A 21,623-nucleotide genomic window follows, 5' to 3' on the forward strand; every position below is an offset into this window, starting at 1 on the left:
CCGAAAGGCACACGATGACCATCACGACCACCACCCACCTCAACTTCCGCGGCACGGCCCGCCAGGCGCTGGAGTTCTACCAGGACGTCTTCGGCGGGCAGATCACGGCTGCCACCTACGGCGACGTCGGTATGCCGGCGGATGCCCCGGGGGCAGACAGGATCGTCTTCGGCCGTCTCGACAGCGAGAGCGGCCTCCGGCTGATGGCCTATGACATCCCGGGCGAGGATGCCGCCGACAGCGCCGGGACGGCCGGCGAGACCCGCCGGGAGAACGGCCTGACCTTCACCGACCGGACCTTCTTCCAGTCGCTGCAGGGCGAGACCCTCGACGAGGTCGCCGCGTACTGGGAGGGGCTGTCCGCCGGCGCCGAGATCGTGGAGCCGCTCGCCGCGTCGCCGTGGAGCCCGGGGTTCGGCATGCTCACCGATCGGTTCGGGGTCACGTGGGTCGTCGACGTCCGCTCGCCTGACGCGGGCTGACCTACGCGGCCCCTGTCCCCGAGATGCCGCTGCGGAACGGCACTTCGGGGACACACCCGCGGTCCCGTCCCCGTGATGCCGCTGCGGAACGGCACTTCGGGGACACACCCGCGGCCCCTGTCCCCGAGATGCCGCTGCGGAACGGCACTTCGGGGACAGGGGCCCGTCACGGCGACACGGGACAACGTCGGGCCGGACGGGTTGCTGCCGGTACCGTTGAACCCATGACGCTGGACCCGCGTGACGACGAGGTCGACCTCCTCATCGACGCGTGGTCGCGCCGGCTGCCGGACATCGACCTGACTCCGCTGGATGTGATGTCGCGACTGCGGCGCGCGGCGAACAGGCTCACGCGGCTCCGTGCCGACGCGTTCCGCGGCGCGGGGCTCACGGCATGGGAGTTCGACGTCCTCGCCGCGCTCCGCCGCGAGGAGCCGCCGCACGAGCTCAGCCCGATGCAGCTGGTCACGGCGACCATGATCGGCAGCGCCGCCATGACCAACCGCATCGACAAGCTGGTCGCGCGCGGGCTCGTCGAGCGCCGACGTCACCCCAGCGACGGGCGAGGCGTGCTCGTGCACCTGCTCCCGGAGGGCATCGAGCGTGCCGACGCCGCCATGACGACCCTGGCGAAGCACGAGGCGGAAGAGCTCAGCGCGCTCAGCCGCGCTGACCAGGCAACCCTCGCGCGTCTGCTGCGGGTGCTCGCCAGCACCGAGCGCGGCTAGCCGACCGCTGTCAAGCCCGTACGGCGGCGGCGGGGCCGGCCATAGCGTGGTGCTCCCGAGCAAAGGAGGCGCGTCATGGTCGAGCCGGGACCCGCTCGCCGCGGCCGTACGCCCGCTGATCCCACGCGGATGCGCAACCAGCCTGCCCTTCACACGCCAAAGCGCTGGATCTGGCTCGTGCCGGGACTGCTGCTGGCGGTCGCGCGATCGTCGCCTTCGCCCTCGCGCTGCCGTCGAACTGGGCGCTCGCATGGATCGGCATCGCGTTCGTGGTGGCCTCGTCGGTCGGCCTGATCACGGCCGCACTGACCATCCAGGTCGACCGCACCCGCAACCTCACGATGGCGGGACTGATGGCGATCATGGCGGCGATGTCGCTCATCCTGCTGCTCGCGATCCTGTGGCAGACCCAGCTGCCGAACGTCTGAGGGGACGCGGGGGGCTCATCGGATCGGACGTCCTCCCAGTCCTCGGAGCCCGGCCGCGCACTCAGCGCGCGAACAGCTCGACGAACCGTCGCAGGATGCGGCCCGTCTCAGTGACCGGTACCCGCGCGACGGCCGCGAGGGTGTCTTCCAGCTCGTCCGGGGCGAAGTACCCGTGGCGGACATACGCGCGAATGCGCGTCGCGATGCCGTCGACGTCGAGCTCCGGGTGGAACTGCGTGGCGTAGACGCGGCGACCGACCCGGAACATCTGCACCGGCGAGCCGGGGGACGACGCCAGCAGCACGGCGGAGCCCGGCAGCGAGCTGATCGCCTCCTTGTGCCCGACGAAGGCGTTGAACGTCGGCGGCATCCCCCGCAGCAGGGGATCCGTCAGGCCCGCGTCGGTGAGCGTCACGGGGACGACCCCGACCGGCTCCCCGAACTCCTGGCCGATCGTGGCCCCGATGTGGGAGCCGAGCGTCCCGACGCCGTAGCAGGCGCCGAGAAACGGGATGTCCCGGGCGACGACCTCGCGCAGCAGCACCTCGAACTCGGCCTCGACCCGACGTTGGACCTGCGGCTTCCGCTCATCCGGATCCGAGGCGTTGAAGGGGCTGCCGCCGACGAAGATCCCCGAGATGGCGTCGAGATCGAGCACGGGCATCGGTCCTGCCTCGAGTCGCACCCGGATGAGGTCCTCGGGGCGAAGCCCGCCGTACCGGAGGAACAGCGCGTACTCCTCGTCCGCGGGTCCATCTTCCGGACGCGTGGCGAGAAGGACGAACGGGCGCATGCGGCTCACGATGCGTGGCCAGTAACACTCTCTCCGGCGAGCGCGGCGAGCACCTCGGCGGCGGTGCGCTCCTCGCGCAGGTCGCCGACCCCGAGGCCGGCGTTGATCGACATTCCGCGGGGGTCGTCGGCGGCGTTCGCGGCCGCGAGCTGCTCGGCGGCGGCGCCCTCGACGCCGTCGGCCCAGCGTCGCGTGAAGTCGTTGGCGAGCACTCGCTCGGGGATGTCGGCCGGCCAGCCGTAGCCGGCCGCCTGGTCGAACGCGGAGGTCAGGATGGTGTCCTCGGGCCGCGCCTCGATCAGCGCCCGGCGCGTTCCCGGCGAGGCGAGCGACTCGCGGCACGCGGCGAACGCCGTTCCCACCCACACTCCGCTCGCACCACGGTCCATGGCGCGTCGCACATCCGCCGCCGTCGCCATCGCCCCGGCAGCGAGCACGGGCCGCGAGGTCAGGTCCGTTGCCGCGTCGAGCAGCGCATCACGGTCAGCGAGCGGGCGCCCGTGGCCGCCGGCCTCCCGCCCGCGCACGACGATCAGGTCGGCACCGGCGGCATCCGCACGCTCGACACCGGCCGCGTCGAACACCTGGGCCGCCGCGAACACACCGCGGTCGTGAGCCCGGGCGATCCAGTCGACGTCGTCGCCGAAGCTCACCGACAGCACCACGGGCTCGGCGTCGAGCGCGAGATCGAGCAACCCAGGCTCCTTCCGCACGACCCAGTCGACGAGGCCGATCCCGACGCCCACGCCTGGGGGCACGAGAGGCAACTGCCGCTGCAGCGACGCGACGCTCCCCGAACTCCCCATGCCGATCATCCCGAGCCCGCCCGCCTGGGAGACGGCGGCGGCGAGCGCCCCGCCTGCGATGCCGCCCATCGGCGCGTTCAGGATCGGGACCCGGATGTCAAAGGGAAGCGCAGCGACCATGCCCCGATTCTCTCAAGGCCGAGCGCTTCGCGGATCCGGATGACGGTGCACGTCGCCGGGACCAGCCGCCGCACACGCTACGCCAGCGGCTCCGCCACGGGCTCGGGCCGACGTCGCCCGCGCGAGGTCCACACGGCGCCGGCACTCGCGCACACGACGAGCACCAGACCGAGGATCTCGAGCCAGGCGAGCTGCTGGCCGAGCAGGATCCACCCGGCGAGCGCGGCGGTCGCCGGCGCGAGGCTCATCAGGATGCCGAAGGCCGCCTCGGTGAGTCGGCGCAGCGCGATCAGCTCGAGCGCGTACGGGATGGTGGAGGACAGGATGGCCACCGCCGCGCCGAGTGCCAGGAGGTCGGGCCGCAGCAGCGCCGGGCCCGCCGTCGCGATGCCCAACGGCAGCGAGATCACGGCGCCGATGGCCATCGCCAGCGCGAGCCCTTCGAGCTTCGGGAACGCCCGCCCCACACGCGCCTGCCCGCGGATGTAGAACGCCCAGCTCACCGCCGCGCCCAGCGCGCACAGCACGCCGACGGGGTCGAGCCGATCCCATCCCCCGCCGCCCAGGGCGATGACGCCGACCAGGGCGAGACCCGCCCAGACCCAGGCGGTGCGGGTGCCGGCGACGAGGATCGACAGCGCGAGCGGACCGAGCACCTCGACCGTCACTGTCACCCCGAGGGCGAGGCGCTCGAGGGCCATGTAGAAGAAGCCGTTCATGACGGCCAGCGCGATGCCGAGCCGCGCGACCGTGGCCCACTCGTGGCGCGTTCGGCCCCGCACGGACGGCCGCGCGATCGCGAGCAGGATGACCGCCGAGAACACGAGCCGCAGCATCACCATCCCGAGCGGGCCGGTGTGCGGGAACAGCATCACCGCGATGGCGGCGCCGATCTCCTGGCAGGCGAGCCCGAGGGCGACGAGCCCCGCCGCGAACCCGGACGACGAGCCCCGGGACGTCACTCTGCCGCGTCGTCGATCGGGCAGATCGCGCGGTCGGCGACGCGCTGGTGGTAGTCGTCGGCGGTCCAGGGAAGGCCGAACTCGGGGGCGGTCTCGCCCCCACGCGCCGGCACCTTCGACACGATCGCCGCGAGCTCCTTGGCCAGGTAGCCGACGAGCGACTCCGGGGCCGCCGAGTTGTTGAGCACCACGGCGACGGTGAGGCCGTTGTCGACGTCGGCGTATGCGCTCGTCAGGTACCCGGGCGTCGCGCCCTGCTGGCCGATCATCGAGCCCGCGATGAAGGTGCCGCCGGCGTACTGGTACCAGGAGTCGCTCTTGGTGCTGACGGGCTTGGCGCCGCTCCATCGCGGAGCAAGGCCGTCGCCTTCCTTGGCGCGGGCGGCGAGGGAGGCGGTGTACACGCCGAGCTCATCGATCGTCGACACACCACCCGAGTCGGTGAAGCCGAAGCTCGACGACAGCACGGTGTAATCGCGCGGAGCGGTGCAGCCCGCGTCGCGGTCCGCCTGGTCCGAGAAGTACCCCGGCAGCGCGGGATCTCCCGGAGCCGCGGCCGCCGCACCGGGCAGGCCGGTCGCCTGCAGTCCGAGCGGCTGGGTCACGTACTCCCGGATGAGCGCGGGCATCGACTCGCGGGCCGCGTTCTGCAGCGCCATGCCGAGCAGCAGGTAGCCGGTGTCGGAGTCGGTGAACGCCACGCCCGCCTCGCTGCTCTCCTTGCCGAGGCCCGCCGCGGCCACCTCGCGCGGGTGCCACTGGCGCTCGGGGGTGCGCAGCACGTCGTGGATCAGCGTGTCGCTCGACCGCCCGAGGCCCGAGCTGTTGTCACACAGGAGCCGGAGCGTGACCTCGCCGAGGTTCGGCGTGCTCGGCACGTACTGGGCGACGCTGTCGTCGAGTCCGACGATCCCGTCCTCCACCATTCCGTAGAGCACGTCGCACGTCATCGGTCGCGTCATCGAGGTGATGCGGAACGCCATGTCGGTCGTGACCGGGGTGTCCGAGTCGTGCGCCGTCGTGCCGAGGCCGCTGACCCAGGCGCCCGCCCAGGGCACCCAGACCCCGACGATCGCGCCGGAGGATCCGGTCGCCGCCATCGCGTGCTCGACCGCCGACTGGAGCTGCTCGACAGTGTCGGCGGGAAGCTCCCCCGCGACCTGCTGCGGCGTCCCCGCCAACGTCGTCTCGCCCCCCGTGCACCCGCTCAAGGCCACGGCAATCGCCGCGGCCGCCGCGAGCGCTGCCACTGCGCGACGTGCTCGACCCGTCATCCGCATGACACCCCCGATCGCCCGTCCACAGAGTCTACGGTGTGGCGGCCGCCGTCCCCGTTGCGGCCGCGGCCTGCCGCTGCTCCCACACGACGCGCATGAACCGGCGCACATCCTGGTCGACGCGGATGTCGCTGGGCCGCAGCGGGCGCGAGAGGTACAGGCCCTCCAGCGAGGTCAGCCGGCTGAGTGCGACGTAGGTCTGCCCGGGGGCGAAGGCGCCGGCGCCGAGATCCACGACGGCCCGGTCGTATGTCTTCCCCTGCGACTTGTGGATCGTGACGGCCCACGCGAGGCGCAGCGGGAACTGCGTGAACTCGGCGACGACCTCGCGCGTGAGCTTGCGGCCGATCGGGTCGTACGCGTAGCGGTACTTCTCCCACACGGCCGGCTCCACCTCGACCTCTTCGCCGTCGACGTCCACGCGCACGGTCTCGCCGACGATCCGGGTGACGGTGCCGATCGTGCCGTTCACCCAGCGCGGCGGCTCCCCCGGCGATCCGGTGTCGTTGCGGAGGAACATCACCTGCGCGCCGATCTTGAGCTTCAGGTCGGGATCGGCGGGGTACACGTCCCCGCGGCCGAAGTCGCCGCTCACCTCGGCCTTCGCGGTCTGCTCGCGCCCCGGCAGCTGCGCCAGGTGCTTCGCGTTGATCGCGTTGACGCGGTCGTTGCGCGTCGCGAGCGTGATGATCGGATGATCCGGATCCTCCGGGGGCGTGCGCGCGCCCTTGGCGTTCAGGATGTCCGCGATCTCCTTCGTCACGCGGCCGTAGCGGACGGCGTTGAGCATCGCCTTGAACGCGTCGTCGTCCTGCCGATGGATGTGGGTGAGCTCGCGGATATGGAGCTCGGCGCCGTGCCGGCCGAGCTCGATCAGCCCGTCGCCCTCCGGCTCGCGCCCGGCCCAGACGTGCGCGTCGAAGAACCAGAACGACCGGTAGTGGTCCTGGATGTACCGCGCCTCGTCGCCGCGCGGCGGCACCGGGGCCAGCTGGTACGGGTCGCCGAACATCACGATCTGCACCCCGCCGAACGGCTCGCCGCGGCGCCCCCGCGCCTGGCGCAGCGAGCGGTCGATCGCGTCCATCAGGTCGGCGTTGACCATCGAGATCTCGTCGATCACGAGCGTGTCGATCGCGTTGAGCAGCTTGCGGGTCGCGTCGTTCTGCTCGATGTCGCTGTCGGCGATCAGTCCGATCGGCAGCTTGAACAGCGAGTGGATCGTCTGCCCCTCGACGTTCAGCGCCGCGACGCCGGTCGGCGCGCAGACCGCGATCTGCTTCTTCGTGTTCCACGAGAGGTGGTTCAGCAGCGTCGACTTGCCGGTGCCGGCGCGTCCGGTGACGAAGACGTGCTCGCGCGTGTCCTCGATGAGGCGGAAGAGCTCCTCCTGCTCGGGGGACAGCGCGGGCATGACATCCATCCTCCCATCGGATGCCGTGTGACGCGGTCAGCTGTGCACTCTCGCCGCGCATCGGGCGCCGATGACACCATTCAGGATGAGCCGGAACGGGCTTTCGTAGACTGGCCCAATGGATCAGGCGACCGCGACGGCGACCCCGGCCGCGGCGGCGCCCGGCGGCACGGCGGATCCGGCGGAGCGCCGGGCGCGCTCCCGGCTCACGCGCGACCTGCTGCTGCTCGGCATCGTCGGCGTCCTCCTCGCCGCGGCGATCTGGGCGGGCTTCTCGTCGCTGTACCGCCTGTTCTGGGGCCCCAGCGCGTTCGTCGAGCGGTACATCGGGATGATCGCCGACGGGGACGCCGCCGCCGCGCTCGCCGTCCCCGGCGTCGCTCTGGACGACACCGATCTCGAGGCCGCGGGGCTGCCCATCACGTCGTCCGACGCGCTGCTGCGCAGCGCCGCCCTGACGTTCGAGCTGACCGATGTCGCCGTCACCGAGAAGCCCGTCGGCGACGAGGAGATCGAGGTCACCGCGACCTACGCGATCGACGGCGTCGCCGGGAAGACGACCTTCCACGTCACGCAGGTGGGGTCGGACGGCCTCACACCGCGCTGGGGTTTCGCGACGAGCCCGCTCGCGGAGATCCGCGCGACCGTGCTCGGATCGATGCAGTTCTCGGTCAACGGCTTCGAGATGGACAAGCGCCAGGTCTCCCCCGACAGGGAGAAGGCCGATCCGGTCGCCCCGGTGTCGCTGCTCGTCTTCTCGCCGGGCATCTACAGCGTGGAGGTCGACACCGCCACCGCCGAGACCGGGCCCGTGAAGGTGCTGGCCGACGCGGCGCTGAAGAGCGTTCCGCTCGAGGTGCAGGCCGAACCCACCAAGGCGTTCACGCAGGTTGTCAAGGAGAAGGTGTCGGCCTTCCTCGCCGAGTGCTCGACGCAGCAGGTGCTGCAGCCGAGCGGCTGCCCATTCGGCATCCAGATCGACGACCGGGTGTTCGCCGACACGATCGCCTGGAGCATCCCCTCGGAGCCGAACGTCGAGATCGTGCCCGACGGCGCCTACTGGGCGATCTCGCCCGCGACCGGCACGGCGCACATCGAGGCCGACGTGCGCTCGATCTTCAACGGCCTGATCTACCACTACAGCGAGGACGTGCCGTTCGTGATCGACGGCACGGTCGACATCCTGTCCGACGGCACGGCGTCGATCCTCGTGGGCAGCCCCGCGCTGCGCTGAGTAATCATCGATCGCGAGCGCCAGCGCGGAGCGTCGGCTGAGCGATCGATCCGGGTCACCGCCCGCTGTACCCCTCTGGGAGCGAAGCGACCGTGCCGCGGAGCGGCCAACCAGCGCGCCCCGGATGGAGCGAAGCGACAGCCAATCGAGCGCGAGTGCCGGCGCGGAGCGTCGGCCGAGCGATCGATCAGCGCGCGGCCAAGAAAGGACCGCGATCGATCAGCGCGCGGCCCTACCGGCTGCCTCATCGCGCTCCGCGATGCGGGCGAGGCGGGCGTTGTAGGCCTCGAGCTCGGCGTCGTCCGTGCGGTCGGCGTGCCGGTCGGAGCGGCGCTGCTGGCGCTCATCGCTGCGGCTCCACTGCACGGCCACCACGATCGCGGTGATGAGCGTGGGGATCTCTCCGATCGACCACGCCACGCCGCCGCCGATGTACTGGTCCTCCATCGGCGTGGGGCCCCACGTGCGCCCCATCGCGCCGAACCACTCGGCGACCATCAGGCCCGACTGCATCATCATCGCGACGCCGAAGAAGGCGTGCATCGCCATGACCGCGATGAGCGTGACGAGGCGGCCCGGGTACGGCATCCGGTACGGAAGCGGATCGATCCCGGTCAGCGACATCACGAACAGGAACCCCGAGATGAGGAAGTGCGTGACCATCCACACGTGCCCCAGGTGGTCGTACAGCGACCAGCGGAACAGGTCTGTGTAGTAGAAGACCCAGAGCGAGCCGACGAAGATCCCGGCCGCGACGAGCGGATGCGTGACGACGCGCGCGAAGGGGCTGTGCACGGCCCACATGATCCACTCGCGGCCGCCGCGCGTGCCGTCGTCGCGCTTCTCGATCGCCCGCAGCGCGAGCGTGATGGGCGCCCCCGGCACGAGCATCAGCGGGATGGCCATCGTCAGCAGCATGTGGCCCAGCATGTGCAGGCTGAACAGGTAGTCCTGGTAGGCGTTGACCGGCCCCGAGGTGACCCAGAAGAGGGTCAGCATGCCGAGCACCCACAGCACCGTGCGATAGACGGGCCAGCGGTCGCCGCGCCGGCGCATCCGGATCACGCCCGCCAGGTAGAAGACGATCCCCGCACCCGCGACGAAGGCCCACAGCAGGTCGACGTCCCAGGTGGTGAACCAGCGGTCGAAGGTCAGCTCGGGCGGCAGCGGTTCGTCGGTCAGGATCTCGGCGGGCGTCGACGAGTACGGCGTCTCGGTCGCCGGCGGCGGGGTGCGCGCGAGCGCGGCGGCGGCACCCGAGGCGATGCCCATGAAGGCCAGTTCGACGGCGATGAGGGTCCAGAACGCGCGGCCGGCCCTCGCGGCGCGGGCCGCGTTCGCCGAGTCGATCCGTCCGATCAGCAGGCGCCGGTACCAGGCGCCGAGCAGGCCCATCAGCACGAGGGTCGCGACCTTCAGGCACAGGATGCCGCCGTACGGCGTCGCGAGCTGCTCCCACGCGCTGATGGCGGACAGGGTGCGCGCGAAGCCCGAGAGCGCGACGACGACGAACGCGACGAGCGCGATCGACGAATACCTCCGCAGCACGGCGGGAACGCGCCGGGCATCCAGCACCGGACGCAGCACGACGAGCAGCACGAGCCCGCCGAGCCACACCGCGGCCCCGACGACGTGGAGGCTGAGGGCGGTGACGGTGGCGTCGTGGCTCGCCAGCTCGCCCGAGTGGCCCTGCGTCGCCATGGGGATGAGCGAGACGAGCGCCAGGATGGCCGTCAGCAGCGTCGCCGTCCACGACCGAACCGCGAAGGTCAGGATGGTCACGACGGCCGCGGCGATCATCGTGATCAGCCACGTGCGTCCGAGTTCCACCTCGGTCAGGAACCTGCCGAGCTGCGCGCCGAACTCGGGCCCGGCCGACAGCTCGGGGTTGAACGAATCGAGGAACGTCAAGAAGCCGACGGCGCCCGACGCGACGGTGAACACCGCGGCGCCGATGGAGGAGACGTCCAGCGCGCCGTCGAACTCGCGGTCACCGGCCTTCAGGGCGAACAGCGCGAGCACGAGCGATCCGGCCATCACGGCGGCGGACACGTTCACGAGCATCTTCGCGATCGGCAGACCCCACCGCACGAACGGCCCGGGATCGCCCGTCGCTAGCGGATCGGCCGCGCCGCCGTAGGCGAGGGCCGCGACGGTGGTGAGCACCGCGGCGACGATCAGGATCGCGGGCCCAGCGGCCCGCAGCGCGCGCGGATTCACCCGTTCAGCCTAGATCGCCGACCCTGTGACGGCTCTGACCCCATACTCCGGTTGCTGAGCGAGCCTGCGAGCCGAAGCGACCACCCCAAGCCGCCCGCGCGTGCGAGCCGTCATCTCGACTCGCAAGCTCGCTCGACAACCGGGGTTAGGCAAAGGGCCTGCACCCCCACCGGTTGCTGAGCGAGCTTGCGAGCCGAAGCGACCGCCTCCAAGCCGCCCACCCGCGCGAGCCGTCACCTCGACTCGCTCCGCTCGCTCGATAACCGGGGGTGGGCAGCGGGCCGGTACCCCCACCGGTTGCTGAGCGAGCTTGCGAGCCGAAGCGACCGACCCCACGCCGCCCACCCGCGCGAGCCGTCACCTCGACTCGCTCCGCTCGCTCGACAACCGAGTTAGGCAACGGGGCCCGTGCGCCCACCGGTTGCTGAGCGAGCTTGCGAGCCGAAGCGACCGACCCCACGCCGCCCACCCGTGCAAGCCGTCATCTCGACTCGCTCCGCTCGCTCGACAACCGGGTTAGGCAACGGACCTGTGCGCCCACCGGTTGCTGAGCGAGCTTGCGAGCCGAAGCGACCCGCCCCACGCCGCCCGCCCGTGCGAGCCGTCATCTCGACTCGCTCCGCTCGCTCGACAACCGGGGTTGAGCAAAGGGCCTGCGCCCCACCGGTTGCTGAGCGAGCGCCAGCGAGCCGAAGCGACCCGCCCCACGCCGCCCGCCCGTGCAAGCCGTCATCTCGACTCGCTCCGCTCGCTCGATAACCGGGGTGGGGTAACGAACCTGTACCCCTGTGCGAACGAAGTGAGCGTGGAGCGAAGCGACCAACGCAGCGCGAGGCGCTGCCGCAACGGAGCGTCAGCGACGTTGCCTCGCTCGCCGAGTGGCGGCGCGGAGCGTCGCCCGAGCGCGTGCGAGCCGCTTCTGAAAAGAACCGTGCGAGCCGCTCTTAAATGGAAAGTCAACCCCGGTGACTGGGAGACTTGTTCGCCCCTACGGTTGCGCCATGAGTATCGGAACCGGAGTTGTTCTCTTCGTCATCGGCGCGATCCTGGCGTTCGCCCTGGAGGTCGACGTACCCGGCATCAACATGGACCTGGTCGGGTATCTCCTCATGGGCGCCGGAGTCGTCGTCTTCATCATCGGCCTCGTGCTGCTGATGCGCCGCCGCTCGGCGATCGAGCGGACCCGCACCATCGACGGCACTGGCGCTGCCGGCGAGCGGGTCACCGAGCGTCGTACGGATGTCGACCCGTACTGATCCGTCGACGCCTGATCTGACAGGACGACGAAAGGGGTGCCTCCACTCGGTGGAGGCACCCCTTTCACGTCTGCGGCGCTGATTACTTGGCGGCGGCCTTCAGCTTCGAACCCGCGGTCACCTTGACGCGCTTGCCGGCCGGGATCTTGATCTCGGCACCGGTCTGGGGGTTGCGGCCCGTGCGGGCAGCGGTCTCGACCTGCTCGAAGGCGATCCAGCCGGGGATCGAGACCTTCGAGCCCTTGGCGACGGCCTCGGAGACCGTGGTGAAGAGGGCGTCGAGAACGCCCGAGACGGCGGCCTGGCTCTGACCGGTCGCGCTGGCGATGCTCGCAACGAGCTCGGTCTTGGTGATGGACTTGTCGGCCATGTCATCCTCCAGCGGCGCCATCAGGACGCCGCAACGTGATCAATGGACCGGAGACGGATGCCCCCGGGCGATCGTCGATCGCGCCTCGAATGTATCAACGAGGCCCGGAGTTCCGCGGATTCCGGCGGGTTTCCTGGCGATTCGGGCGGCGTGTCGCCCTCAGATGTGGCCAATGTGACGGATGTGACCCGTTTCCGGGAGAACCGCGGGATTCCGCGGAATGACGATCCCGGGCGCCGCACGTGGGTTCAGTCGTGCAGCGAACGCAGCGCCGAGACGACATCGGCGTGCCACCGGCGGGCCACGGCGAGCACTCCGGTGAAGATGACCGTGTCGTGCGTGGCACCGAGATACTGCACGGCGCTCGCCTCGACGCCCGCCTCGCGCAGGGCGGCGGCGTAGGCGGTGCCGTCGCCCCGCAGCGGGTCGTACTGCGCCGTCAGGATCACGGCCGGGGGCATCCCCTCGAGCGACTCGGCGCGGATCGGAGACGCGTACGGCTCCCGCGCCATCCGCCGGTGCGGAAGATAGGTGCGCGCGACGGAGGCGAGTTCGCGCGCCATCAGCAGGCTCGGGATGCCCAGCGCGCGCGAGGCGCCGAAGTCGATGTGCCGGCCGGTGAGGTCCACAACGGGGACCTCGAGCAGCTGCAGGCGCACCGGCAGCGCGCGCCGGTCGCGGTTCATCAGGGCGACGGCCGCGGCGATGTTGCCTCCGGCAGACATGCCGGCGAGCGCGATGCGCGCGGGGTCGATGCGCAGAGTCGCGGCGTGCGCGACCACCCACTCGAGCACGGCGTGACCCTGCACCACGGCGGTGGGGTACTTGTGCTCGGGTGCGAGGGCGTAATCGGCGGCGATCATCGCCACGCCCGCCTCCGCCGCACGGCGGCGGCTCGCCGCATCCGTCGTCGGGAAGTCGATCCCACCGATCCGGAACGCGCCGCCGAAGAACGTCACGCAGGCGGGGACCGCCGAATCGGGAAGCCCCTCGGCCGTCGGGTAGTACACGCGCACACGCACGGACGGGTACCCGGCGACCGGCACGACGTGCTCGACGGTGTGCACCGCCGGCGCGGGCGTGCCGACCTTCCGCTGCTCCTCGCGATCCCAGGACAGCGCGATCGCCCGGTGCTCGGCGCGGCGCCTGCTCGGCTGCGGCCGCTGCACGACGCGCTCGCGCGTGGCGGTCTCGTGCGCGCGGGCCTTCTCGGCGGGCGGCGCGGTCTTGACCGCCCCCTCCTCCGACGGGCGCATGAACCACGGCCAGCCGAGGCGCTGCTTCAGGATGTCGAGCGCCTGCGCGATCATGTACTTCTTCTGCCGCTTGAGACGGTCGGCGAAGAACGGGTCGAGGGGCATGCTCCGATCCTATGAATCCCGGACACGCGAAAGGGGCGAGGATCCGGATGGATCCTCGCCCCTTCAGGCGGTGGTGGTGCTTACCAGCTCGACTTGGTCACGCCGGGCAGCTCGCCACGGTGCGCCATGTCGCGGAAGCGGACACGCGAGATGCCGAACTTCGTCAGGACACCGCGGGGGCGGCCGTCGATGACGTCGCGCGAGCGGACGCGGATCGGCGACGCGTTGCGGGGCAGCTTCTGCAGGCCCACGCGAGCGGCCTCGCGCTCCTCGTCGGTCGCGTTGGGGTCGATGAGCTGCTTCTTGAGGGTCGCGCGCTTCTCGGCGTAGCGGGCGACGATCTCCTTGCGCTGCTCGTTACGAGCGATCTTGCTCTTCTTGGCCATGATTAACGCTCCTCGCGGAAGTCGACGTGCTTGCGGACCACCGGGTCGTACTTCTTGAGCACGAGGCGGTCGGGGGTGTTGCGGCGGTTCTTCTTGGTCACGTACGTGTAGCCCGTGCCCGCCGTCGAACGCAGCTTGATGATCGGACGGATGTCCTGAGCCTTCTTGGCCATTAGAGCTTCACACCCTTCGCGAGCAGGTCCTTCACGACCGACTCGATGCCACGGGCATCGATGACCTTGATGCCCTTAGCCGACACGTTCAGCGTGATCTTGCGACCAAGCGAGGGAACGAAGTAGGTCTTCTTCTGCACGTTCGGGTCGAAGCGACGCTTCGTCCGGCGGTGCGAGTGCGAGATGTTGTGACCGAAGCCGGGAACGGCGCCGGTCACCTGGCACACAGCAGCCATAGTGTTTTCTCCTTCAATACCGTGGAGTCAGACGACGCCACCCAAGGTCTCTTGTCTGCACACGACCGACCCGACCCTTGCGGGCTGTGTTCGGGAGGGGGTGTACGAACTGCGCACAGGAGTGCACGCAGACGATCGCCAACTCTACCACACCGGGCGTGTCGCGCTTGACTCGAGCGGATCGGGACGTCCCGGTCGGGGAGAATGGACAGGATGCCCTCCTCCGACTCCCGCCCCGCAGACGACCACCCGGAGCGCTGGACGTCGGATCTGCGCCATGCCTTCACCGGCCTGATCCGGTTCCCCGCCTCGCCCGTGCCCCGCTGGCCCGTCGCCACGCAGGCATCGCTCGCAATCGCCGTGCCGATCGTGGTGATGATCCTGCTCGGCCGTTCCGACATCGGCTTCCAGGCGTCCACCGGGGCGTTCGCCGCGCTGTTCGCGTCGCGCCTGCCGGCCATCGACCGCGTCCGGGTGGTGCCGTTCGTGGCCCTGGGTCTCGTGATCTGCGCGGCGCTCGGCGCCCTCGTCAGCCCGTCGCTTGCCGCGACGCTCGTCGGGCTCGTGATCGTGTCGATCGCGAGCGCCGCGTTCGCATTCGGCTTCGCGCTCGGCCCGCCCGGGCCGCTGTTCTTCGTGCTGGTGTTCGGGCTGTCCGCGCACGTGTCGGCCGGGGGCGCCGATGGGGTCACGCTCGTGTGCGCAGTCGCCGGCGGCAGCGCGTTCGCGTGGGCGATCACCGCAGCCCCGCTCCTGCTCGGCCGCGCCCGCCGCGTCGTACCCCGCCCGCTGCGCGAGCTGCTTCCCGGCCCGTCGTGGCCGCTGCCCGCCCGGCTGCTGCTCGTGCGCGTCGCGATCGTCGCGGTCGTCGGCACGCTCGTGGGCGTATGGCTCGACCCCGAGCGCGCGTACTGGATCGTCGGCGCCGCGGTAGGTGTGATCGGCACCGCCGCCGACCGGCGGTCGGCCTTCAGCCGCGGTGTGCACCGCACGGCCGGCACGGTGGCCGGCGCTGGCCTGTGGCTGCTGCTCGCGCTGCTTCCCTGGCAGGGCCTGTGGCTCGCGCTCGCGCTCGGCGTGCTGCAGTTCGCGATCGAGCTCGTCGTCGTGCGCAACTACGCGCTCGCGCTGCTGTTCATCACGCCGCTGGTGCTGCTGCTGACGGGGGCGGCGACGGGCGACATGCACTCCCCCGCGATCGCCGCCGAGCGCATCGTCGACACGCTCGCCGGCGCGCTGCTCGGCGCGGTGACGGGCGTGATCCACGCCCGTCGGCGCGACTGACCTCGCGTCCTAGGACGCACCGCGGCCCGGGCGGAACACCGAGACGGTCGGGTCGCCCGGGATCCAGAACCGCCACGGGTAGGCCGCCGTCCCGGCGATGCCGGCGACGCCCACGCGCGGGCCGGTCGCGATCCCGGCGAGGGGCCGCTCGAGCACCCGCAGGCGGGCGACGGCGTCGGCCCGGGGCTCCCCCGTGACGGCGTCGATGCCGTCGTGCAGAGCGTGGCGCAGGCCGACCGCGTCGCCGAGCCGTCCGGGGCCGCGGGCGAGGTCGCGGTCCGTGCGCGCGACGCCCTTCGCCTCGCGGCGCCGGCGCGCGACATCCGCTCCCTCGACGATCTCTCCCGCGCGCAGCAGGATGCCGTCGCCGCGGCCGACCGGTCCGCAGACGACGTTCACGCACGAGTGGATGCCGTGGCTGAGGTACACGTACAGATGCCCCGCCTCGCCCCACATCGTCGCGTTGCGGGCGGTCGGCCCCATCCTCGCGTGCGACCCGGGGTCGGCGATGTCGCCCGATCCGAGCCCGTGATACGCCTCGACCTCGGTGATCCTGACCGTCACGTCGCCGTCGGGAAGCGAGGTCGACAGCAGCGCGCCGAGCAGGCGGGGCGCGACCTCGACCGGCAGTCCGGCGAGATCCTCGCGGCGGACGGGGCGGTGCGGCCCCTCGGCCGCGGACGGGCGCGCGATCACCACGGGCCGGTCGTGCACCAGGAGATGTCGAACCCGGCGAGCGCCGACACCTGTTCGCCCGAGTCGACCTCGATGATGTGGGTCTGCAGGGTGCGGGGCATCGGCAGGCCGCCGACGTCGTACGGGTTGTTCACGATGTCGGGGGCGACGAGGGCGGCGACATAGCGTCCGCTCGGCGAGACGCAGGCCTGCAGCAGCGCGTCCTGCGACTCCGCCTCGAACAGGGGCCTCGTCGTGCCGTCCTCGGCGACGTGGGCGAGCACCTGCGCGGTGGGGTGCCCGGCCTCGTCCATCCGCTGGAACTGCCGGATGGTCCCCGCGCGGCCCTCGGCGCCTTCGGGCACGGGCGTGACCCGGCCGAGCTGACCGAGGTTGCGATCCGGTTCGACGAGCGCGCTCTCCTCGCCCGTCGTGAGGTCGAGCTGCCCGATGCCCGAGCCGACCCGTTCGACGATCGCGGTGTAGGTGCCGCGAGCGATCGCGTCGATCGTGACGGCGCCTCCCAGCAGCGTCGGATCCGCGTCGCTCTGCGGGTCGGTCAGGATGAGCTCGCCGTCGAAGTCCACAAGCAGCAGCGCTGACGAGTCGGGCACGAACCGCCACTGGTCGACGCTCACCGCCTCGCCGCCGACCTCGATCGGCGTGGGCATCGCCGACGGGTCGCGCAGCTGCGACGTGAACAGCACGCTCGCGTTCGGGGCCCCGGATGGATCGGAGTATGTGTACCCCACGAGGTCGCCGCGGTGAGAGACCTGCAGTCCCTGCACGATCCCCTCGCCCGGCAGCTCGATCGGGGCGACCCCCGACCCGTCGCGGTTCATCACCTGCAGCGCCGAGATCCCGTCGTCGGCGGTCGCCACCACGAGCCGCGTCGACGTCGCGCGGAAGTCCTCGATCACGGGGGCCGAGTACACCGGCACCGCGTTCTCGCCGTCGAGCGTCGAGCGGAAGATCGTGTCGTCGCCCTCCGGGTCGCGCTGAAGCAGCATCACCTCGGCGGGCGGGGTGCGGAACGCCGTCTCGAGGGTCCGCTCCGGACCGCCGCCCACGGCGCGGGCGCCGTCGATGCGCACCGTGTAGTCGGTGTCGTCGTCGAGCGGCACGGTGAACCGCACCCCGACGCTGCGGCCGGCGGCATCCACCGTGAACGGCGCGGCGGGGCTCACGCTCACCTGGGCGGGATCGATCTCGGCGAGCGCCTGGTTCACGGTCAGGATGACCCGCGAACCCGAGACCTCGATCGCCGAGGCGGGGTCGACCTGCACCTCGCTCACGCGCGGCCCCTGGGCGAGGCTCGCCGCCCCGCCGGCACCGGCGAGCACGGCGAGCGCGCCGAGCACCCCGGCGAGCGTCAGGGCGAAACGGCGCAGGCCGGCGCGGCGCCGCTCGCCGCGCCGGGTCGGCTCAGTACTCATACGGATCGTCCGGGGCCGGGATGGGAGTGATCTCGCGCGGCTCGACGACGAGCGCACCGGAGGCGTTGGTGGTCACGACGCCGTCGACCTCCACCCAGGCTCCGGTCTCGAGGTCGTCCTGCCAGCCGGGCGAGGTGACGGGAAGGGACGCGGGCTGCGCGTCGATCACGCAGTGGGTGATGACGAGGCGACCGAGCCGCATCGTCGCGTCGTCTGCCTCGTCCGGCGTGACGAAGCCGGTCAGGGTGACGTGCGCGCCCTCGAACGTGTCGGGGTTGGTGGCGGTGGCGAACACCGAGGCCCAGTCGCCGACCCCGAAGGTGCTCGTGTCGGCGGCGGCGAGCAGCACGTCGTCGGCGCCGGCGAACAGCGGCGCCGTGCCCGTGTCACGCGCCATCGCGAGCTCGACGGACAGGGGCGCGGGCGGCAGCACGATCGCTCCCACGGCGACGGCCGAGGCCGCCACGCCTCCGGCCCAGGTGGCGGCGCGGGACAGGGACGATGCCGCGGCGCGAGGAACCACGGGGCGCCCCCGTCCCTCGTCGGGCTCCTCACCGCGCGCGGCCCCGTGATCGTTCCCGTGATCGTGGCCGTGGTCGTCCTCCGCGCCCAGCGGCAGGGCGAACGAGGCGACGGCGCCGACGAGCGCGAGCACCGCCATCCCGATCGCGAACCACGACTGATCCGGATTGATGTAGAGCGCGAGGCGCCCGGTCGCCGCGAGACCGAGGGTGACGACGGCGAGCACCGATGCGAGCCCCACGCCGAGCCAGCGTGTGGCGGCGGATCCCCAGAGGTCACGCAACGAGGTTCACCCCGATCCCGATCGCGAAAGCCGACAACAGCACGACCGCGACGATGCCCGCGAGCGTGCGGGTGGTGAAGGTCGTGCGCATCAGCGCGAGCATCTTCACGTCGACGAGCGGGCCGACCAGCAGGAACACCACGAGCGAGCCGGGCGAGAAGGTCGAGGCGAACGACAGCGCGAAGAACGCGTCGACGTTCGAGCAGATCGCGACCGTCATCGCCAGCGCGGTCATCGCGACGATCGACAGCACGGGGTTCGACCCGATGGCCAGCAGCGCGTCGCGCGGGATGATCACCTGCACGGCGCCGGCGATCGCCGATCCGACGATCAGCGCGGGCATCACGGCGCGCAGCTCGACGACGAACTGAGCGAGGCTGCGCCGCCCCCGGCCGCCGGTCTCGTGCGCCACGACCTCGCACGTGTCGAGGAAGCGCCCCGTCAGCAGACTCGTCGGATCGGGGTGGCGGCTGTAGATCCATCCGATCAGGTTCGCGATCAGCCATCCGCCGACGATGCGCGCGATCAGGATGCCGCCGTCCCATCCGAATGCGGCGTGCGTCGTGATGATCACGATCGGGTTGACGATCGGCGCCGCCACCAGGAACGTCAGCGTCTCGGCGGGCGAGATGCCGCGCATGAGCAGCCCGCGGGCGAACGGCACGTTGCCGCACTCGCACACCGGGATCAGCATGCCGAGCAGCGATAGGACGGCGCGCCGCGCCCACGCCCGCCGGGGCATGATCCGCTCGATCACGCCCGCGGGAAGCCAGACCTGCACGGCGATCGACAGGATCACGCCGAGCATGACGAACGGGAGCGACTCGATCAGCACGCTGAGCGCGAGCGTCAGGCCGTCCTGCGCGCGCGTCGGCAGCGCCTGCGGGAACAGGCCCGGCGCCAGCACGTCGATCGCGATCAGCAGCGCCACGGCCGCGAGGCCGAGCCCCACGGCGACGACCGGGCCGTTGCGACGCGGACGGCGCGCCGACGGTGCCGGCGCGTGGGAGTGCGTGCGGTCCTCGACCGTCATGCCTTCTGGGCCGCGCACGACTCGCACAGGCCGAAGATGTCGACGACGTGCTCGGCGTCACGGAATCCGTGCTGCGCCGCGGTGTCCTGCGCCCACTTCTCGACGGCCGTTGCCTCGATCTCGACCGCGAGCCCGCACGAGCGGCAGATCAGGTGGTGGTGGTGGCCGCTCATCGCGCACGCACGGTAGAGGGCCTCGCCCTCGGGACTCTGCAGCGAGTCGGCCTGCCCCGCAGCGGCGAGTCCGGCGAGCGCGCGGTAGACGGTCGCCAGGCCGATGCCGGTGTTCTCGTCCCGCAGCGCGGCGTGCAGGCTCTGCGCGCTCACGAAGCCGCGCGCATCCGCGAGCGCATCGCGCACCCGCTCGCGCTGCCACGTGTTCCGCTGAGCCATGATCCGAGTCTAGGCCGCGACCCTCAGGGCGACCTGGGCGCTGCGCGCGGCGCGCGCGCGGTCCTGGCGCCACGCGATCGCGCGGCACACGACGTAGATGAGGAACGAGATCGTGGTGATGTACGGGCTGACCGGCAGAGTGCCGGCTATCGCGAGCAGGATGCCGCCCACCGCCGAGACGAAGCCGAACAGCGCGGCGAGCAGCGGCACGCCGAGCGGTCCGTGGCTGACGCGCATCGCCGCCGCGGCCGGGGTGACGAGAAGCGCCATCACGAGCAGGGCGCCGATGATGTGCACGGCGACCGCGACGATCAGGCCGAGCAGCAGCATGAACACAAGGCTCACGGCGCTCGTCGGCACACCTCTTGCCTCGGCCGACTGCCCGTCGAGCGAGTCGAACCGCAGCGGGTTCCAGACGAGCAGCAGGCCGACGAGCACGACGACCGAGATGCCGATCAGCCAGCCGAGATCCGGGCTCGAGACCGACACGATCTGGCCCGTGAGCAGGCTGAACCGGTTGGCGCTGCGGCCCTCGTAGAGCGAGAGGAACAGGATGCCGAGCCCCAGGCCGAACGGCATCAGCACGCCGACGATCGAGTTGCGGTCGCGCGCGCGGGCGCCGAGCAGGCCGATCAGCGCCGCGGCGGCCACGGCACCCGCGATCGAGCCGACCACGACGCTGCCGCCGAACAGAAGCGCGGCGGCAGCGCCGGCGAACGACAGCTCGCTGACGCCGTGCACGGCGAACGCCATGTCGCGTTGCATGATGAAGACACCGATCAGGCCGCCCACGATGCCGAGCACGGCCCCGGCGACGACCGAGTTGCCGACGAGCTGCAGCAGCGCACCGTAGTCGTCGAACGAGAAGACGTCGCCCCACTCGAGCGCTCCGACCATCCCCGTTCCGGCGATCCCCGTGCCGAGGCTCACGCGGCGCCCGCCTCGAGCGCCGCCGCCGGGATCTCGCAGTGGTCGTCGGCGTCGGGGATGCCCACGACGACGAGCCGACCGCCGGTGCGCAGCACGTGCACGGGAGCGCCGTACAGGTCGGTGAGCACCTCGGTGCGCAGCACCTCGTCAGGAGTGCCGAGCGTGAAACGCCCGCCGGCGATGTACAGGATGCGGTCGACGCGGTCGAGGATCGGGTTCACGTCGTGCGTCACGAACAGCACCGCCGCGTCGCGCTCACGCCGCTCGCGGTCGATGATCGCCGTGACCGCCTGCTGGTTGGCGAGGTCGAGGCTCGACAGCGGCTCATCGCACAGCAGCAGCACCGGCTCGTCCGCCAGGGCCTGCGCCACGCGCAGCCGCTGCTGCTCGCCGCCGCTGAGCAGCCCGACGGGGCGCTCGGCGTAGTCGGTCGCGCCCACCGCCCCCAGCAGCGCGTCCACGCGGCGCCGATCGCCGGGACGAGGGATGGGCAGGCCGAACCGCGTTCCCTGGATGCCGAGGGCGACCAGGTCGCGGGCGCGCAGGCTGGTGCCCGGCGGCAGCGGACGCTGCTGCGGGATGTAGCCGATGCGGCGATCGCCGCGGCGGGCGGGTGCCCCGGCGACGCGGATCTCTCCCGCGCTGAGCTCCTGCAGGCCGAGGATCGCGCGAAGCAGCGTTGTCTTGCCGGAACCGCTCGGCCCCAGCACGGCGACGAACTCGCCGGGGCGCACAGCCAGATCCAGCCCGGCCCACAGCTCCCGGCCGCGCAGGCGCAGGCCGGCGCCGGAGATCTCGAGCACGGGTGCGGTCATGGGACAA

Annotated in this window: 24 protein-coding genes; 6 read left to right on the forward strand and 18 right to left on the reverse strand. The window is 71.6% G+C overall.

The genetic code is table 11. The features are described from left to right. Positions 1-14 precede the first annotated feature (14 nt). From ABD161_RS05845 to ABD161_RS05855, 3 genes are all read left to right on the forward strand, one after another. Positions 15-482, forward strand: a complete 468-nt coding sequence (locus ABD161_RS05845) for a VOC family protein (RefSeq protein ID WP_344000566.1) — start codon at positions 15-17, stop codon at positions 480-482. A gap of 224 nt (positions 483-706) precedes the next feature. Continuing rightward, a complete protein-coding gene (locus tag ABD161_RS05850; protein ID WP_344000568.1) occupies positions 707-1,210 on the forward strand; it encodes a MarR family winged helix-turn-helix transcriptional regulator in 504 nt (167 codons plus the stop codon). 269 nt (positions 1,211-1,479) lie between these two features. Then, positions 1,480-1,638, forward strand: a complete 159-nt coding sequence (locus ABD161_RS05855; protein WP_344000570.1) for a hypothetical protein — start codon at positions 1,480-1,482, stop codon at positions 1,636-1,638. Between the two features lie 61 nt (positions 1,639-1,699). On the opposite strand, the gene ABD161_RS05860 is transcribed toward ABD161_RS05855, so the two are convergent. The 5 genes from ABD161_RS05860 to ABD161_RS05880 form a co-directional block, all read right to left on the reverse strand. Continuing rightward, positions 1,700-2,431 (reverse strand): glutamine amidotransferase, encoded by a 732-nt coding sequence (locus ABD161_RS05860; protein WP_344000572.1) that lies wholly within the window; start codon positions 2,429-2,431, stop codon positions 1,700-1,702. A gap of 5 nt (positions 2,432-2,436) precedes the next feature. Then, entirely contained in the window at positions 2,437-3,357 is a 921-nt protein-coding gene (locus ABD161_RS05865) for an NAD(P)H-dependent flavin oxidoreductase (protein WP_344000574.1), read from the reverse strand. A 77-nt stretch (positions 3,358-3,434) separates the two neighbouring features. Further along, positions 3,435-4,319, reverse strand: coding sequence for an EamA family transporter (locus ABD161_RS05870; RefSeq protein ID WP_344000576.1), 885 nt, complete (start codon positions 4,317-4,319; stop codon positions 3,435-3,437). Continuing rightward, entirely contained in the window at positions 4,316-5,536 is a 1,221-nt protein-coding gene (locus tag ABD161_RS05875) for a serine hydrolase domain-containing protein (protein WP_344000578.1), read from the reverse strand. The genes ABD161_RS05870 and ABD161_RS05875 overlap by 4 nt, the downstream gene beginning before the upstream one ends. A 91-nt stretch (positions 5,537-5,627) precedes the next feature. After that, positions 5,628-7,010 carry an ATP-dependent DNA helicase gene (locus tag ABD161_RS05880; protein WP_425560795.1) on the reverse strand — a complete coding sequence of 461 codons (1,383 nt, stop codon included), beginning with the start codon at positions 7,008-7,010 and terminating at the stop codon, positions 5,628-5,630. A gap of 118 nt (positions 7,011-7,128) precedes the next feature. Between ABD161_RS05880 and ABD161_RS05885 the strand changes: the two genes are divergently transcribed. Beyond that, positions 7,129-8,244, forward strand: a complete 1,116-nt coding sequence (locus ABD161_RS05885; protein WP_344000582.1) for a hypothetical protein — start codon at positions 7,129-7,131, stop codon at positions 8,242-8,244. A gap of 219 nt (positions 8,245-8,463) precedes the next feature. On the opposite strand, the gene ABD161_RS05890 is transcribed toward ABD161_RS05885, so the two are convergent. Then, the gene (locus ABD161_RS05890) at positions 8,464-10,464 is read right to left on the reverse strand and encodes a bifunctional copper resistance protein CopD/cytochrome c oxidase assembly protein (protein ID WP_344000584.1); all 2,001 of its coding nucleotides are present in this window, start codon (positions 10,462-10,464) and stop codon (positions 8,464-8,466) included. 1,001 nt (positions 10,465-11,465) lie between these two features. Here ABD161_RS05890 and ABD161_RS05895 point away from each other — a divergent pair. Then, complete coding sequence (locus tag ABD161_RS05895) at positions 11,466-11,720, forward strand: DUF6458 family protein (RefSeq protein ID WP_135115036.1); 255 nt, start codon at positions 11,466-11,468, stop codon at positions 11,718-11,720. An 82-nt stretch (positions 11,721-11,802) separates the two neighbouring features. Here the strand turns inward: ABD161_RS05895 and ABD161_RS05900 are convergent, their stop codons facing one another. The 5 genes from ABD161_RS05900 to rpmB form a co-directional block, all read right to left on the reverse strand. Further along, positions 11,803-12,090 (reverse strand): HU family DNA-binding protein, encoded by a 288-nt coding sequence (locus ABD161_RS05900; RefSeq protein ID WP_135115037.1) that lies wholly within the window; start codon positions 12,088-12,090, stop codon positions 11,803-11,805. Between the two features lie 248 nt (positions 12,091-12,338). After that, positions 12,339-13,451, reverse strand: coding sequence for an alpha/beta hydrolase (locus ABD161_RS05905; RefSeq protein ID WP_344000588.1), 1,113 nt, complete (start codon positions 13,449-13,451; stop codon positions 12,339-12,341). An 80-nt stretch (positions 13,452-13,531) separates the two neighbouring features. Beyond that, complete coding sequence (gene rpsN / locus ABD161_RS05910; protein ID WP_135115039.1) at positions 13,532-13,837, reverse strand: 30S ribosomal protein S14; 306 nt, start codon at positions 13,835-13,837, stop codon at positions 13,532-13,534. Positions 13,838-13,839: 2 nt separating this feature from the next. Beyond that, entirely contained in the window at positions 13,840-14,010 is a 171-nt protein-coding gene (rpmG, locus tag ABD161_RS05915; RefSeq protein ID WP_055987916.1) for a 50S ribosomal protein L33, read from the reverse strand. Beyond that, complete coding sequence (gene rpmB / locus ABD161_RS05920; protein ID WP_018187658.1) at positions 14,010-14,246, reverse strand: 50S ribosomal protein L28; 237 nt, start codon at positions 14,244-14,246, stop codon at positions 14,010-14,012. Before rpmB ends, rpmG begins: the two co-directional genes overlap by 1 nt. A gap of 213 nt (positions 14,247-14,459) precedes the next feature. Between rpmB and ABD161_RS05925 the strand changes: the two genes are divergently transcribed. Beyond that, positions 14,460-15,530: an FUSC family protein gene (locus tag ABD161_RS05925; RefSeq protein ID WP_344000596.1), complete on the forward strand. Its 1,071-nt coding sequence runs from the start codon at positions 14,460-14,462 to the stop codon at positions 15,528-15,530. A 9-nt stretch (positions 15,531-15,539) separates the two neighbouring features. Here ABD161_RS05925 and ABD161_RS05930 read toward each other — a convergent pair whose 3' ends face one another. The 7 genes from ABD161_RS05930 to ABD161_RS05960 are packed head-to-tail and all read right to left on the reverse strand — an operon-like array spanning position 15,540 to position 21,616. Further along, positions 15,540-16,244, reverse strand: coding sequence for a DNA-3-methyladenine glycosylase (locus tag ABD161_RS05930; protein ID WP_425560797.1), 705 nt, complete (start codon positions 16,242-16,244; stop codon positions 15,540-15,542). After that, the gene (locus ABD161_RS05935) at positions 16,223-17,641 is read right to left on the reverse strand and encodes an Ig-like domain-containing domain (protein ID WP_344000598.1); all 1,419 of its coding nucleotides are present in this window, start codon (positions 17,639-17,641) and stop codon (positions 16,223-16,225) included. The genes ABD161_RS05930 and ABD161_RS05935 overlap by 22 nt, the downstream gene beginning before the upstream one ends. Next, positions 17,631-18,404 (reverse strand): TIGR03943 family putative permease subunit, encoded by a 774-nt coding sequence (locus ABD161_RS05940; RefSeq protein ID WP_344000600.1) that lies wholly within the window; start codon positions 18,402-18,404, stop codon positions 17,631-17,633. Before ABD161_RS05940 ends, ABD161_RS05935 begins: the two co-directional genes overlap by 11 nt. A 34-nt stretch (positions 18,405-18,438) precedes the next feature. Beyond that, positions 18,439-19,479, reverse strand: a complete 1,041-nt coding sequence (locus tag ABD161_RS05945) for a permease (RefSeq protein ID WP_344000602.1) — start codon at positions 19,477-19,479, stop codon at positions 18,439-18,441. Further along, a complete protein-coding gene (locus tag ABD161_RS05950) occupies positions 19,476-19,871 on the reverse strand; it encodes a Fur family transcriptional regulator (protein ID WP_135115044.1) in 396 nt (131 codons plus the stop codon). Before ABD161_RS05950 ends, ABD161_RS05945 begins: the two co-directional genes overlap by 4 nt. Before the next feature lie 9 nt (positions 19,872-19,880). Next, positions 19,881-20,768 carry a metal ABC transporter permease gene (locus tag ABD161_RS05955; RefSeq protein WP_344000699.1) on the reverse strand — a complete coding sequence of 296 codons (888 nt, stop codon included), beginning with the start codon at positions 20,766-20,768 and terminating at the stop codon, positions 19,881-19,883. 29 nt (positions 20,769-20,797) lie between these two features. Continuing rightward, entirely contained in the window at positions 20,798-21,616 is an 819-nt protein-coding gene (locus ABD161_RS05960; protein WP_344000605.1) for a metal ABC transporter ATP-binding protein, read from the reverse strand. Positions 21,617-21,623: the final 7 nt, after the last annotated feature.

The sequence above is a fragment of the Microbacterium paludicola genome (assembly GCF_039529675.1).
GTDB classification, from domain to species: domain Bacteria; phylum Actinomycetota; class Actinomycetes; order Actinomycetales; family Microbacteriaceae; genus Microbacterium; species Microbacterium paludicola.

Coding starts and splice junctions, on each gene's coding strand:
- ABD161_RS05845 (WP_344000566.1), top strand. CDS start 15: ATGACCATCACGACCACCACCCACCTCAACTTCCGCGGCACGGCCCGC.
- ABD161_RS05850 (WP_344000568.1), top strand. CDS start 707: ATGACGCTGGACCCGCGTGACGACGAGGTCGACCTCCTCATCGACGCG.
- ABD161_RS05860 (WP_344000572.1), bottom strand. CDS start 2,431: ATGCGCCCGTTCGTCCTTCTCGCCACGCGTCCGGAAGATGGACCCGCG.
- ABD161_RS05865 (WP_344000574.1), bottom strand. CDS start 3,357: ATGGTCGCTGCGCTTCCCTTTGACATCCGGGTCCCGATCCTGAACGCG.
- ABD161_RS05880 (WP_425560795.1), bottom strand. CDS start 7,010: ATGCCCGCGCTGTCCCCCGAGCAGGAGGAGCTCTTCCGCCTCATCGAG.
- ABD161_RS05885 (WP_344000582.1), top strand. CDS start 7,129: ATGGATCAGGCGACCGCGACGGCGACCCCGGCCGCGGCGGCGCCCGGC.
- ABD161_RS05895 (WP_135115036.1), top strand. CDS start 11,466: ATGAGTATCGGAACCGGAGTTGTTCTCTTCGTCATCGGCGCGATCCTG.
- ABD161_RS05900 (WP_135115037.1), bottom strand. CDS start 12,090: ATGGCCGACAAGTCCATCACCAAGACCGAGCTCGTTGCGAGCATCGCC.
- ABD161_RS05905 (WP_344000588.1), bottom strand. CDS start 13,451: ATGCCCCTCGACCCGTTCTTCGCCGACCGTCTCAAGCGGCAGAAGAAG.
- rpsN (WP_135115039.1), bottom strand. CDS start 13,837: ATGGCCAAGAAGAGCAAGATCGCTCGTAACGAGCAGCGCAAGGAGATC.
- rpmG (WP_055987916.1), bottom strand. CDS start 14,010: ATGGCCAAGAAGGCTCAGGACATCCGTCCGATCATCAAGCTGCGTTCG.
- rpmB (WP_018187658.1), bottom strand. CDS start 14,246: ATGGCTGCTGTGTGCCAGGTGACCGGCGCCGTTCCCGGCTTCGGTCAC.
- ABD161_RS05925 (WP_344000596.1), top strand. CDS start 14,460: ATGCCCTCCTCCGACTCCCGCCCCGCAGACGACCACCCGGAGCGCTGG.
- ABD161_RS05935 (WP_344000598.1), bottom strand. CDS start 17,641: ATGAGTACTGAGCCGACCCGGCGCGGCGAGCGGCGCCGCGCCGGCCTG.
- ABD161_RS05945 (WP_344000602.1), bottom strand. CDS start 19,479: ATGACGGTCGAGGACCGCACGCACTCCCACGCGCCGGCACCGTCGGCG.
- ABD161_RS05950 (WP_135115044.1), bottom strand. CDS start 19,871: ATGGCTCAGCGGAACACGTGGCAGCGCGAGCGGGTGCGCGATGCGCTC.
- ABD161_RS05955 (WP_344000699.1), bottom strand. CDS start 20,768: ATGGTCGGAGCGCTCGAGTGGGGCGACGTCTTCTCGTTCGACGACTAC.
- ABD161_RS05960 (WP_344000605.1), bottom strand. CDS start 21,616: ATGACCGCACCCGTGCTCGAGATCTCCGGCGCCGGCCTGCGCCTGCGC.